The following is a 13,321-nucleotide window of genomic DNA, read 5'->3' as shown; positions in this document are numbered from 1 at the left end:
AGTCCGAGTGATTAGCAGCACTTCGTTCGACGATGTCGCCGCGCTGGGGCGCAATCCAACGGGAACTGCGATTAGCGAACCCGTCAGTGAAAAGACTGCTGCTCTTCGGTAGAAATCGCCTCGGCTGAGACAACCCCCTCCCGGCCTCCCCCTGCTGCGCAAGGGGAGGGGCGGAGCGTGAGCTAGGTGACCTTCTTGAAGACCGTGATGCCCAGGACGAACAGGATCACGGCGATGATGATGAAGGCCCAGAACAGGAACTTGGCGATGGCGAACGCGCCGCCGGCGATGCCGCCGAAGCCGAGTACGCCGGCCACCACACCGATGATGGCGAAAATCAGCGCCCACTTGAGCATGGGATGTCTCCTTGCACGGTCAGATGACGGCACCCTAGCCAGCGTGCAGTGCGCATCGGGTGAGGATGCGCAGACGCGATGCTCACATCCCGCGCAGCACGGCCAGCGACGACAGCGCGGCGCGTTGCGGGGGTATCCCACGGCCGGCGCGATCACGCACATGCTGACGGCCCGCCGACCTCGCAGTCCCGGTGATCCCTGCAGTCCTCCTTGCCTTTGGCCTCTGGCCTTTGGCCTCTGGCCTCTGGCCTCTGGCCTCTGGCGCGAGTCTCCCGCGCAATCCCGCTCCAAGCCAGCGAACCGCCCGCCAACGCACCACGCGCCGGCCGCCGCTGCCCTCAGCGCATCAACGGCGCATGCTGCTGCACCTCCTGCTCGCGCGACTGCACCTGCGGCGGTGGCGCCTGCGGGACCTGCAGGGCCTGCGCGCTCTGCTCCAGCGGCTGGCGGCTGGCCTGGGCGCTTTCGACATGGCTGCGCAGGGCGTCGGGCGCGCCCGGCTGGCCCTGGACGGAGAACAGCCGGCCATCGCGACCTTCGTGCACGCTGTCGATCCGGTGCAGGCCGTCCTGCTGCGCCTGTGCCGCCATCGCCGCGGCAGTCTGGCGGAAGGCCATCCCGTCCAGGGCGGCACCGGTCTGCGTGCGTCCCAGGCCTTGCGCGGCATCGTCGTAGAGGCGGTTGCCGGATAGCCCGTCAGGCGCCGCGGCCGGCACGCCGAGCCGTGGCTTGGCGCTGGTATCGACATACGTCGCGCTGGTGGAGACCTGGCCCTTGGACACGCCCAGCGCCTTGAGGTCGACCTCGATTTGCGGCGCGCCCTTGCCCGGGTGGTAATGCGCCTCGGCCTGGCCGGCGTAGTCGAGCAGTTGGGAGACGTTCTGCTGCGGGTAGCCGCGCGCTTCGTAGAAGTAGGTGTTGACCGCGGCCAGGTTCTCCTTGGTCCCCGCCATCTTCAGCCCGTCCAGCGTGATGCCCGGACGCGGCGTATAGGTCGGGTTGGCCGGCGTGCCGCCCTTCTGGATGTACGGATCCATGTCGTTGGGCGAGGTGTTGTAGACATCGCGCAGCGTCGCCTTGGGGTTGTCCTTCAGCACCTGGGCGACCACGACGTTGTAGCCGGTCAGTTCGGCATGCGTCTCCAGGCTGCGCGAAGTCTCGTTGAACTGCTTGATCACCGCGGTGTAGTCGTGGACCTTGCCGCCGCTGCCCGCCAGCGCATTGACGCCTTTCTCCAGGCTGGCGTCCGAGGTCATGATCTGCGCGCGATCGGCCGCGTGCTTGACCTCGTGGCCCAGGGTGAAGCGCACCGAGTTGAGCATCTCCGGGTCGGTGCGCGCGATGTGCAGCTGGCTGGGGGAAATCTGGATGGTGCGCGAATCGCCCATGTAGACGCCCAGCGCGCCGTTGACGTTGAGCGCCTCGATCCTGTCCAACTGCTTCTTCTCGATCGCGTCGAGCACATTGGCCTTTAGGCCCGGCGTGCTGTCCAGCACGGCCTTGAGGTCTTCCCCCGGATGCACGCTGCCGCTGGCATTGGCCTTGTCGAAGGCATCCAGCATCGACTGCAGCTGCTGTTCCGGGGTGGGCGAGGGCTTGCCTGCGACGTGCTTGTCGTTCATGTCCTGGTCCTCGCCAACGCTACTGGTAGACGCCGATCACCATGGACGCCACGCAGTCCGGCGCGTGCGAGGCGCCGCGCGCGGGGCGGACATGCAGGTTCACGCTCACGCCCTGGCGGGTGAAGTACCAGGCTTCGTTGCCGCGGTGGCCGGCCGGCAGGTGCTGGCCGGAGAAGCCGGCGGCCGCCAGCGCGCTGCGGTAGCCCTCGACGCTGGCGCAGGGCGCGGCCGCATCGTCGGGTTCGAAGGAGAGCAGCAGGCTGTCGACCTGGCCGGAGGCGTTCTTGTGCGAGGACACCAGGCTGTAGCGGCCCTGGCCTGCGACCGGGCCGGCGATGCCATAGATCGTCGGGTCTTCGGCATTGACCTCCACCTCCACGCCCGTCAGGCGCTGCAGCTGCGCCGGTGCGAGATCCTCGCGGCTGTGGATGCCGTCGATCAGGCGCAGGACGCGCTGGTTGAGATCGTCCAGGCTCAGGGGCGTGGCGGTGGTGGCATTCATCATCGGATCCTTCGAAGGGATGGAAGCGGCGGCGGGGGCGGCGTCCGGACGCGTCGGTGTCGCGCAGCCCGTGGTCGCAAGGCCGCTCAGGGCCAGCCAGATCAGGCGCAGGGTAACGACGGCGGCAGATGGGGTCGGACGGTGCATGGAGATCGGTCTCGCTGCGAGAGAGAGGCCACCCCCGGATGGCCCGGTTCACCTTCTAGCAGCGCCCCGGAAAGCGGTCAAACCCGTCAGCTGCGACGTCTGTCCCAGCTTCAGTGTCTTCACCGGAAGAACTGGCTCGGCGTCTGCCCGAAGCGGCGCTTGAACATGGTCGCGAATGCGCTGGGGCTGTCGTAGCCCAGCGACAGCGCCACATCGATCACCTTCTCGCCCACCGCCAGGCGCTCCAGCGCGCGCAGCAGCCGCGCCTGCTGACGCCACTGGCCGAAGGTCATGCCCAGCTCGCGCTGGCACAGGCGCTGGATCGTCTTGACGTCCACCTCCAGGCGCGCGGCCCAGTCCTGCAGGGTGGAGGCATCGTCGGGCGCCTGTTCCAGCTGGCGGCCGATCGCGCGCAGCCGCGCGTCGCGTGGCTCGGGCAGATGCAGGGGCAGCACCGGCAGGGTCTGCAGTTCGTCCAGGATCAGGCGCATGAGCCGGCCATCGCGCGAGTCGGCCGCGCACGGCGAGGCGACCTCGGCCGCGGCATGGATCAGCGCGGCCAGCAGCGGCGTCACCGAGACGGTCGAAGGCGCCTTCGGCGCGGCCGGCAGTGCGCCGGGCAGGATGTACAGGCTGCGCATGCGCACCAGACCGATGCAGTGCACCTGATGCCCCACGCCCGCCGGCATCCACAGCGCGCGCGTGCTCGGCACCACCCAGCGGCCATCGCCGGCGCGCACCGCCAGCACGCCGCCTTCGGCGTAGACCAGCTGGTGCCGGTCGGGATGGTGGTGCAGCGGAATCCGCGTGTCGGCCGGGTAATCGCGGGCCAGGCAGGTCACCGGCACGTCGGCGGCCGCCCCGACGCGACGGGGTTCGCCCAGACCATCGATGTCCTTTTCGCGGGAGGTCATGACCAGATCGCGCAAGAAAGGCGTCGGCCGCGACTTTACCATGCGCCCCCTGCCCGTCCCGGACCGTGCCGCCGTCATGTCGACCACCACCGCGCCCTTGCCCGCCCAGCCCGCCACGTCAGCGCCCGCGCGCGGCCCGGTGGCGGTGGGCGTGCTCGCCGCGCTGACCGGCTCGCACCTGGTCAACGACATGATGCAGTCGCTGATTCTGGCGCTGTATCCGATCCTCAAGGGCCAGTTCCAGCTCAGCTTCGCCCAGGTCGGCCTGATCACCCTGACCTACCAGCTCACCGCCTCGCTGTTCCAGCCGCTGATCGGCCTGCGCACCGACCGCAAGCCGGCGCCGTACTCGCTGCCGATGGGCATGGGTTCCACGCTGTGCGGCCTGTTGCTGTTGGCCTATGCGCCCAACTTCGTCATGGTGCTGTGCGCGGCGATGCTGGTGGGCATCGGCTCGGCGGTGTTCCATCCCGAGTCCTCGCGCATCGCGCGGCTGGCCTCGGGCGGGCGGCATGGGCTGTCGCAGTCGGTGTTCCAGGTCGGCGGCAATACCGGCACGGCCATCGGCCCGCTGATCGCCGCGGCGGTGATCGTGCCCAACGGGCGCACCAGCGTGGCCTGGTTCGCCGGTGCGGCGCTGATCGGCATGGGCCTGTTGACCTATGTCGGACGCTGGTACGGCCTGCAGCTGGCGCGCAGCGCGGCCAGGCCCAAGGCGGCGGCGCCGGCCGGCATCGCGCCGCTGCCGCGACGCACGGTGGCCTGGGTGATCGGCGTGCTGCTGGTGCTGATCTTCAGCAAGTACTTCTACATCGCCGGCATCAGCAGCTACTACACCTTCTTCCTGATCCAGAAGTTCCACCTGTCCGTGCCCAGCGCGCAGCTGCATCTGTTCGGCTTCCTGCTGGCCTCGGCGGCCGGCACGCTGATCGGCGGGCCGGTGGGCGACCGCATCGGCCGCAAGCCGGTGATCTGGGCCTCGATCCTGGGCGTGGCGCCGTTCGCGCTACTGCTGCCCTACGCCAGCCTGGGCTGGACCACGGTGCTGACGGTGATCATCGGCTTCGTGCTGTCCTCGGCGTTCTCGGCGATCCTGGTCTATGCGCAGGAGCTGATGCCGACCCGCATCGGCACGGTGTCCGGGCTGTTCTTCGGCTTCGCCTTCGGCATGGGCGGGCTGGGCGCGGCGGTACTGGGCGTGCTGGCCGACCACACCAGCATCTTCTGGGTCTACCAGGTGATCTCGTTCCTGCCGCTGCTGGGCATCGTGGCCGCCTTCCTGCCTAACCGCCGGCACGCCTGAGCCGGCGTGCGGCCCGGCCCGCGCGGCAGCAGCTACCGCGCGCCGAGGCCGCGGATCAGCAGGACCAGGATCACCGCGACGACGACCAGCAGCACCGGCACCCACCGCCGGACGCCCGGCCGTCGGGGTCGCGGATTCGCATCACCCGGTAATCCCGCCGCCTCCGGCGGTCGACGCGTATGACGCGTCGTGGCCTCGGCTGGGCGAGCGGACGAGGACTGCGCCAGGGTCAGCTGGGTCAGCCGCGCCATGTAGCGGTCGGCGAAGGCGATCTGCTCGGCCTCGGGCAACTGCTGGACGACGGCCTCCAGCGCGCGACCGGCCTGGCGCAGCATCCGATCCTGTGGGCCTGCGAATTCGCGCGCGTGCTGTTCTGCCAACTGCTCTGGATCGGGGATCATGGTGACGTCCTGTCATGGGTGGTACTTCCGAGCCGGCCGGCGATCCACGGCCCTTAGTTCTTCTAGCAGCGGCTCGGCATCGCGTCAAACCGCAATTTGGACATGCGCGGTGAAAGTCAACCGCTTGGACTGGCGCACGCAGGACGCCACAATCGCCGGCCCTGTAGTCCCGGTTGAACCACGCAATGGCAGCACTCTCCGCGGCGCTCGCGCGCCAGATCACCCAGACCATCGCCGACGAAATCGGCGCGCAGGCCGCGCAGGCGCAGGCCGCCATTGCCCTGCTGGACGAAGGCGCCACGGTCCCGTTCATCGCGCGCTACCGCAAGGAAGTCACCGGCGGGCTGGACGACACGCAGCTGCGCACGCTGGAAACGCGCCTGGTCTACCTGCGCGAGCTGGAAGACCGCCGCGCCGCGATCCTGGCCAGCATCGACGAGCAGGGCAAGCTGACCGACGAACTGCGCAACGAGCTGCTCGCCGCCGACAGCAAGTCGCGCCTGGAAGACCTCTACCTGCCCTACAAGCCCAAGCGCCGCACCCGCGCGCAGATCGCGCGCGAGGCCGGCCTGGAGCCGCTGGCCGATGGCCTGCTGGCCGACCCCACGCGCGTACCGGAGGACTTCGCCGCTGGCTTCGTGGATGCCGACAAGGGCGTGGCCGACGCCAAGGCCGCGCTGGAAGGCGCGCGCGCCATCCTGATGGAGCGCTGGGGCGAGGACGCCGCGCTGCTGGGCGAACTGCGCACCTGGCTGCAGGACAACGGCGTGATCCGCGCCCGCGTGGTGGAAGGCAAGGAAGACGCCGGCGCCAAGTACCGCGACTACTTCGACCACAGCGAGGCGCTGGCCAAGATCCCCTCGCATCGCCTGCTGGCCCTGTTCCGCGCGCGCCGCGAGGAGTTCATCCAGCTCGACCTGGAGCCCGGCGCCGACGTCGAGGCCGGCAACGCCTATGCCGAAGGCCGCATCGCGCGCGCGGCCGGCATCGACCACCGCGGCCGCCCGGCCGACGCCTGGCTGGCGCAGGCCTGCCGCCTGACCTGGCGCGCCAAGCTGCACCTGCACCTGATGCTGGACCTGTTCAACCAGGCGCGCGAGAAGGCCGAAGGCGAGGCCATCGAGGTGTTCGGCGACAACCTCAAGGACCTGCTGCTGGCCGCCCCGGCGGGGCCCAAGACCGTACTCGGCCTGGACCCGGGCATCCGCACCGGCTGCAAGGTCGCCGTGGTCGATGCCACCGGCAAGCTGGTGGCCACCGACACCATCTACCCGCACGAACCCAAGCGCCAGTGGGAGCAGTCGCTGCAGACGCTCAAGCGCCTGTGCCAGCAGCACGACGTGGCGCTGATCGCCATCGGCAACGGCACCGCCAGCCGCGAGACCGACAAGCTGGCCGGCGAGGTCATCAAGGCCTGCAACAACCCCAAGCTGCAGAAGATCGTGGTCAGCGAGGCCGGCGCGTCGGTGTACTCGGCTTCGGAAACCGCGGCCAAGGAATTCCCCAACCTGGACGTGTCGCTGCGCGGCGCGGTGTCCATCGCCCGCCGCCTGCAGGACCCGCTGGCCGAGCTGGTGAAGATCGAACCCAAGGCCATCGGCGTGGGCCAGTACCAGCACGACGTGGACCAGTTCCGCCTGGCGCGTGCCCTGGACGCGAAGGTGGAGGACTGCGTCAACGCGGTCGGCGTGGACGTCAACACCGCCTCGGCCGCGCTGCTCACGCGCGTGTCGGGCCTGTCCCAGGCCGTGGCCGAGAACATCGTGGTCTACCGCGACCAGCACGGCCCCTACCCGACCCGCAAGGCGCTGCTGAAGGTGCCGCGCCTGGGCGAGAAGACCTTCGAGCAGTGCGCCGGCTTCCTGCGCATCAACGACGGCGAGCAGCCGCTGGACGCCTCGGCGGTGCACCCGGAGGCCTATCCGGTGGTCGAGCGCATCCTGGCCCAGGCCGACGGCAAGACCATCAAGCAGATCATTGGCGACACCGCCTTCCTGCGCGGGCTCAAGGCCGAGCGCCTGACCGACGAGACCTTCGGCGTGCCCACCGTGCGCGACATCCTCAAGGAACTGGAGAAGCCCGGCCGCGACCCGCGCCCAGAGTTCAAGGCCGCGCGCTTCGCCGAGGGCGTGGAGGACATCAAGGACCTGCGCGAAGGCATGATCCTGGAAGGCGTGGTGAGCAACGTGGCCGCCTTCGGCGCGTTCGTGGACATCGGCGTGCACCAGGACGGCCTGGTCCACATCTCCGCCCTGTCCGACACCTACGTCAAGGACCCGCGCGAAGTGGTCAAGGCCGGCGACATCGTCAAGGTCAAGGTGCTCGAGGTGGACGTGGCGCGCAAGCGCATCGCCCTGACCCGCCGCCTGGACGACGTCCCCGGCGCCCCCACCAGCGGCCCGCGCGAGGACCGCAATGCGCGGAGTAACGAGCGCGGCGGCCCGCGCCACGGCAGCGGGAACGCACGGCCGCCCAAGCCCACCGCACCGCCGGCGGACAACGCGCTGGCTGCGGCGTTCGCGCGGGCGCGGGGGAAGTGATCGCGCGCGTGCGGCCCGAACACGGGTGATCCGCACGCACTCGCCCAACCCGGGTCCGTCATCCCCGCGCAAGCGGGGATCCAGGGACTTTCGCACGGACGCTGACGGCACCCTCGTCGATGGACGAGCCAGCATCCACGACCTGTCGCAGCCTGCGCGACCAGCACGCGTAGACTCCGAGCCAGCCTGGCCAACAGGGGCGGTGCGCAGGTGCGTACCGGTTGGGGGCGTGTCGCCATGGAAGACCTGTCACCGTCGGACTTGAAGACGATCCTGCATTCCAAGCGGGCCAATCTTTACTACCTCCAGCATTGCCGCGTCCTGGTCAACGGCGGCCGGGTCGAATACGTCACCGACGCAGGCAAGCGATCGCTGTACTGGAACATCCCGATCGCCAACACCACCACGATCCTGCTTGGCACCGGCACCTCGGTCACGCAGGCGGCGATGCGCGAACTGGCAAAGGCCGGCGTGCTGGTCGGCTTCTGCGGAGGTGGTGGCACGCCGCTGTTCACCGCCAACGAGATGGACGTCGAGGTGGCCTGGTTCTGCCCGCAGAGCGAGTACCGGCCAACCGAATACCTGCAGACCTGGGTACGGTTCTGGTTCAACGACGACTTGCGCCTGGCGGCGGCGAAGGCCTTCCAGCAGGCGCGCGCGCGACGCATTGGCGAACAGTGGCGGCATCGCGCGCTGCGCGAGGCCGGGTTCGCGCCGGACACCGCTCGGCTCGACGCGCTGCTCGCGCGCACGGCCGGGCAGATCGAGCTCGCGCAGGACAGCACCGCGCTGTTGACCGAGGAAGCGCGCCTGACCAAGGCGCTGTTTAAGCTGGCGGTGGACACGGTCGGCTATGGCGACTTCACCCGCGCCAAGCGCGGCACGGGCAGCGATCCGGCCAACCGCTTCCTCGACCACGGCAATTATCTGGCCTACGGGCTGGGCGCCACCACGGCCTGGGTGCTGGGGCTGCCGCACGGGCTGGCGGTGCTGCATGGCAAGACCCGGCGCGGCGGACTGGTGTTCGACGTGGCCGACCTGGTCAAGGATGCCAGCATCCTGCCGCAGGCCTTCGTCTCGGCCATGCGCGGCGATGACGAGCAGACCTTTCGCCGCGGCTGCATCGAGGCGCTGACCCGCAGCGAGTCGCTGGACTTCATGATCGACACGCTCAAGGCGGTCGCGCTGGACATCGCCGCGCAGGTCAAGGCATGAACATCCTGCTGGTGTCCGAGTGCGACAAGCGCGCCCTGATCGAAACCCGGCGCATCCTCGACCAGTTCGCCGAACGTCGCGGCGAACGCACCTGGCAGACGCCGATCACCCAGGCCGGATTGGATGCTCTGCGCCGGCTGCTGCGCAAGACGGCACGCAAGAACACCGCCGTGGCCTGCCATTGGATCCGCGGCCTGGACCACAGCGAACTGCTGTGGATCGTCGGCGATGCGCGCCGTTTCAACGCCGAGGGCGCGGTGCCCACCAACACCACAGTGCGCAACGTGCTGCGAGGCGAGGACGAGAACGACTGGCACAGCGCCGAGGACATCCGCCTGCTCGCCCAGCTTGGCGCCCTGCTGCACGACCTGGGCAAGGCCAGCCTCGCCTTCCAGCGACGCCTGCGCGGTCAGCTGCAGGAAAAAAATCTATATCGCCACGAGTGGGTCTCGCTGCGGCTGTTCCAGGCCTTCGTCGGCGACGACGACGATGCGGGCTGGCTGGCGCGGCTGGCAGCGGCGGAGTACGACCAGACCTCGTGGACCGCGCCGGGCCGCTACCTGAGGGACGGCGTCGATCCCGGCATCGAACGCTACCCGTTCCGGTCTATGCAGGCGCGCGCGCCACTGGCGGCCGCCGTGGCTTGGTTGATCGTCACCCACCATCGCCTGCCGGTGATCCCCGCGCGGAACGAGGACGGCACCCAGGCCCGGCTGGGGCGGCGTGCCTCGGAGTTCAGGCACGCCTGGCTCACCACGCCGTTGGCGGAGGTCGCCCACGACTGGAACGAGGTGCGGCCCGCACCCGGTACCGATGCGAAGCCTTACTGGGAACTTGCCGGTGAGCTGCCCGTCATCGCCGCAGGATGGCGCACGCAGGCGGCGCGACTGGCGCGCCGGCTCGCAGCTCTGCGCGGGCGACGCGACGGCGACTGGCTCGGCAATGCCTACGTCATGCATCTGGCGCGGCTGTGCTTGATGCTGGCCGACCACCATTACTCCAGCCTGAGCCTGGACAAGGCGGGCCAGCCGGTCGCCGCACGCCAAGGCTTCGTACGGAGCGGGCAGACGCTCTTTGCCAATACCGCAAAGAACCTCCACGGCGAACGCATCGCCAACCAGTCGCTGCTTGAACACCTGCTCGGCGTCGCCCACAGCGCCGGCCTGATCGCCCATGCCCTGCCAGGCTTTGAACGCCACCTGCCACGGCTGGCCCAGCATCGAGGCCTGCGCAAGCGCAGTGCCGATCCGCGCTTCTCCTGGCAGGACAAGGCCTTCGACGCCGCGGCCAGTCTGCGCGGGCAGGCCGTCGAACACGGTGCCTTCGTGGTCAACATGGCCTCCACTGGTTGCGGCAAGACCCTGGCCAACGCGCGCATCCTGTATGCCCTGGCGGATCCGCAGCTTGGGCTGCGCGCCAGCTACGCGCTCGGCCTGCGCACGCTGACCCTGCAGACCGGCCGCAGTTACCGCCACGACCTGCACCTGGGCGACGACGAGCTGGCGGTGCTGGTCGGCGGATCGGCCAGCCGCGCGCTGTTCGAATTCCACGAGCGTCAGGCCGAAGCCGGTGGCTCGGCTTCGGTGCAGTCGCTGCTGGAGGAAGACAGCCGCGTGCTCTACGACGGCAACGTGGCCGACCATCCACTGCTGTCGCGCGCCCTGGCCGACGCCGACATCCGCAAGCTGCTTTCCGCGCCGATGCTGGTCTGCACGGTGGACCACCTGGCGCCCGCCACCGAGGCCCTGCGCGCCGGGCGCCAGATCGCGCCGATGCTGCGGCTGATGAGCGCCGACCTGGTGCTGGACGAACTGGACGACTACGACCTCGACGATCTGCCGGCGCTGACGCGGCTCGTGCACTGGGCCGGCATGCTCGGCACGCGGGTGGTGCTGTCGTCGGCGACGCTGCCGCCGGCGCTGGTGGAGGGCATGTTCATGGCTTACCGGGCCGGACGCTGCCTCCATCGCCGCAATCGCGGTGCCGACGGCGGCCGCGATGAAACGCTGATCGAGGTGCCATGCCTGTGGACAGACGAGTTCAGCGTCCATGTGCAGACCTGTCGCGACGATGCGGCGTTCGCTGCGGGCCACAGGTCGTTCGTCGACAAGCGCGTCCGCAAGCTGGAACAAGCCGAACCACTGCGTCTGGCCGAAGTGATTCCGCTCCCTGTCGTCGCGCAGCAACGCGAACGCACCCGCAGCGACTTCGCCACCCATCTGCATCGGGCCTGTCTGCGCCTGCATGCCGATCACGCCAGCCTCGACCCCGTCAGCGGCAAGCGGGTCAGCTTCGGCATCGTGCGCATGGCCAACATCGACCCGCTGATCGATGTCGCCTGCGCCCTGCACATGCAAGGCGCGCCGGAAGGGACGCAAATCCACTTGTGCGCTTACCACGCGCGCTTTCCGCTGGTGCAGCGCTCGGCGATCGAGCAGATGCTCGATACCGCGTTCAATCGCCGCAACAAGGACGCCATCTGGCGAATGCCCTCCGTACGAGCCGCGCTCGACGCGCATTCGGCACCTGATCAGCTGTTCGTGGTGCTGGCCTCGCCGGTGTGCGAAGTGGGCCGCGACTGGGATGCGGACTGGGCCGTCGTCGAACCCTCCTCGATGCGATCACTGATCCAGCTGGGCGGCCGCGTACAGCGGCACCGCCGGCTCGCGCCCCGCACGGCGAATGTCCTGGTATTCGACACCAATCTGAAAGCACTAGAGTCGCCAGGCGGCGGAACGCCCGCCTTCTGCCTGCCCGGATTCGAGAAGCGCACCGCGGACGATCGCTTCCTGCTGGCCTCGCACCGTCTGGCCGACGTGCTGCGCGCGCAGGACTTCCGGCGCGTGGATGCCATCGCGCGGATCCGCCCCCGGGCCGAGGCCGAATGGAGGCCGCGCCACGACCTGGTCGATCTGGAGCAGGCCCGCATCGCCGCCAGCATGCGGCCCTACCTCGCGCCTGCGCCTGCGGGTTCGTCGCGCCGTGCACCCCCGCCCTCGCCGGAGGCGGAACCCGACCACGCGCCCCTGGCATGGCGATATCCGCAGGCGGCGCTGATCGGCGTGCTGCCGCAGCAGCAGCCCTTCCGCAACGACCGCGAGCCCAAGGCCACGCTGGTATTCCTGCCCGGCGAGGAAGAGGACGAATGGATTCCGTATCGCGTCGAGGAGGCGCTGGAGCGCAGCGGCCAGTCGCCCTATGTTCCGGCGTGCGAGCTGCTGCACGAGATCGCCTTGGAACCGGCCCCGGGCATTGCCGTCTGGGGCGGTTTCGAATTGCCCACATTGCTGACCGAACAGGCCGAGGCATTGGACCGCCCTCTGGCCGCCATCGCACCGGCGTACACGATGCTGCAGCTGCCGCGCAGCGACCAAGGCTGGCGCTGGCATCCTTGGCTGGGCTTCACCCGCAGGCGCTGAGGCGGCTCAATGCCAGGGATCGACCAACGCGATGCCGCAGTCCGCAAAATCCCGCACGTTGCGGGTTGCCAGTGTCGCGCCGTGCGCGCGCACGATGCCGGCAATCATCATGTCCGCCTGCCCGGTAGGTCGGCCCAGCGCACGGCACCGCACCGCGATCTCGGCGAACGCATCGGCCGCGGCCGCATCGTAAGGCAGGACATGGCCGGCCATGTCCTGCGAGAAGATCGCCTCGATCTCCTGCAGCAGGAGGGTGCGACGCCGACCTTCCGGGAGCAGGCGAGCGCCGTAGAGCATCTCGCCTCGCGTGATGGCAGTGGTGAACAGGTCCGAGCGCATTTGCTGCTTCAGCCACGCCACGGCCCGGGCATCCGGCAAGGGGCGCTGCCACTCGGACAGCACATTGGTGTCGAGGATGATCACTCCGCGGATTCGGTACCGCCGAAATCCGGCGGCGCACGCATTTGCTCGCGCGGCGGCAGTTCGAGTTCGATGCCGCCCAACGGTTCGACCCGCGCACGAATCGCCGCATACAGCGCGGCGCCCGAATCATCCCCGCCTGGAGTCGTCAGCACGGCGCGCAGGATGCTGCGCGCCTCCTCCTCCATCGAATGCCCGTGCCGTGCCGCGCGCAGGCGCAAGCGCGCCTTCAAATCGTCGTCGAGGTTGCGGATGGTCATGGTGGCCATGAGGAGACCCTCCGGGGGTGACTGCAATGATTGCATTGTAGTCACCCCCGGAGGAAAGAACTGCCTGTGCGGCAGCAAGCTTTAAAGAACTACACACTCTTCTGAGCTACCTACACGGCAGCGAACAATACCCTATTTATCAAATTTAAATAATTAAACACTGGTTTACATACCGATCAGTCGATGGCATCCTCTGTACTAGGTGCCCCAGCG

General features: G+C 69.1%; 11 protein-coding genes. 4 read left to right on the top strand and 7 right to left on the bottom strand.

The genetic code is table 11. The annotated features are described in order from the left end of the window. Positions 1 to 182: 182 nt before the first annotated feature. The 4 genes from MWN52_RS01575 to MWN52_RS01560 all read right to left on the bottom strand — a co-directional run bounded on the left by MWN52_RS01575 (position 183) and on the right by MWN52_RS01560 (position 3,541). Positions 183 to 356: a DUF1328 domain-containing protein gene (locus MWN52_RS01575; RefSeq protein ID WP_130514813.1), complete on the bottom strand. Its 174-nt coding sequence runs from the start codon at positions 354 to 356 to the stop codon at positions 183 to 185. Positions 357 to 694: 338 nt separating this feature from the next. Next, a complete protein-coding gene (locus tag MWN52_RS01570; protein ID WP_286576264.1) occupies positions 695 to 1,978 on the bottom strand; it encodes an XVIPCD domain-containing protein in 1,284 nt (427 codons plus the stop codon). 19 nt (positions 1,979 to 1,997) lie between these two features. Beyond that, positions 1,998 to 2,480 (bottom strand): hypothetical protein, encoded by a 483-nt coding sequence (locus MWN52_RS01565; RefSeq protein ID WP_286576262.1) that lies wholly within the window; start codon positions 2,478 to 2,480, stop codon positions 1,998 to 2,000. Between the two features lie 266 nt (positions 2,481 to 2,746). Then, on the bottom strand, positions 2,747 to 3,541 hold the full coding sequence (locus tag MWN52_RS01560; protein ID WP_286576260.1) for an AraC family transcriptional regulator: 795 nt from the start codon (positions 3,539 to 3,541) through the stop codon (positions 2,747 to 2,749). A gap of 76 nt (positions 3,542 to 3,617) precedes the next feature. Here MWN52_RS01560 and MWN52_RS01555 point away from each other — a divergent pair, with 76 nt between their 5' ends. Further along, positions 3,618 to 4,844 (top strand): MFS transporter, encoded by a 1,227-nt coding sequence (locus tag MWN52_RS01555; protein WP_130514808.1) that lies wholly within the window; start codon positions 3,618 to 3,620, stop codon positions 4,842 to 4,844. A gap of 32 nt (positions 4,845 to 4,876) precedes the next feature. On the opposite strand, the gene MWN52_RS01550 is transcribed toward MWN52_RS01555, so the two are convergent. After that, entirely contained in the window at positions 4,877 to 5,245 is a 369-nt protein-coding gene (locus tag MWN52_RS01550) for a hypothetical protein (RefSeq protein ID WP_286576256.1), read from the bottom strand. 185 nt (positions 5,246 to 5,430) lie between these two features. Here MWN52_RS01550 and MWN52_RS01545 point away from each other — a divergent pair, with 185 nt between their 5' ends. From MWN52_RS01545 to cas3f, 3 genes are all read left to right on the top strand, one after another. Continuing rightward, a complete protein-coding gene (locus MWN52_RS01545) occupies positions 5,431 to 7,785 on the top strand; it encodes a Tex family protein (RefSeq protein ID WP_286576255.1) in 2,355 nt (784 codons plus the stop codon). A 237-nt stretch (positions 7,786 to 8,022) separates the two neighbouring features. Then, the gene (gene cas1f / locus MWN52_RS01540; protein WP_286576253.1) at positions 8,023 to 9,000 is read left to right on the top strand and encodes a type I-F CRISPR-associated endonuclease Cas1f; all 978 of its coding nucleotides are present in this window, start codon (positions 8,023 to 8,025) and stop codon (positions 8,998 to 9,000) included. Then, a complete protein-coding gene (cas3f, locus tag MWN52_RS01535; RefSeq protein WP_286576252.1) occupies positions 8,997 to 12,419 on the top strand; it encodes a type I-F CRISPR-associated helicase Cas3f in 3,423 nt (1,140 codons plus the stop codon). Before cas1f ends, cas3f begins: the two co-directional genes overlap by 4 nt. Before the next feature lie 6 nt (positions 12,420 to 12,425). Here cas3f and MWN52_RS01530 read toward each other — a convergent pair whose 3' ends face one another. Both MWN52_RS01530 and MWN52_RS01525 read right to left on the bottom strand, forming a co-directional pair. Beyond that, positions 12,426 to 12,842, bottom strand: coding sequence for a type II toxin-antitoxin system VapC family toxin (locus MWN52_RS01530; protein WP_286576250.1), 417 nt, complete (start codon positions 12,840 to 12,842; stop codon positions 12,426 to 12,428). Beyond that, complete coding sequence (locus MWN52_RS01525; protein ID WP_286576248.1) at positions 12,839 to 13,108, bottom strand: FitA-like ribbon-helix-helix domain-containing protein; 270 nt, start codon at positions 13,106 to 13,108, stop codon at positions 12,839 to 12,841. Before MWN52_RS01525 ends, MWN52_RS01530 begins: the two co-directional genes overlap by 4 nt. Positions 13,109 to 13,321: the final 213 nt, after the last annotated feature.

Source organism: Pseudoxanthomonas winnipegensis, from assembly GCF_030322905.1.
Taxonomy (GTDB): Bacteria; Pseudomonadota; Gammaproteobacteria; order Xanthomonadales; family Xanthomonadaceae; genus Pseudoxanthomonas_A; species Pseudoxanthomonas_A winnipegensis.
This window is presented reverse-complemented; position numbering and strand designations above follow the sequence as displayed.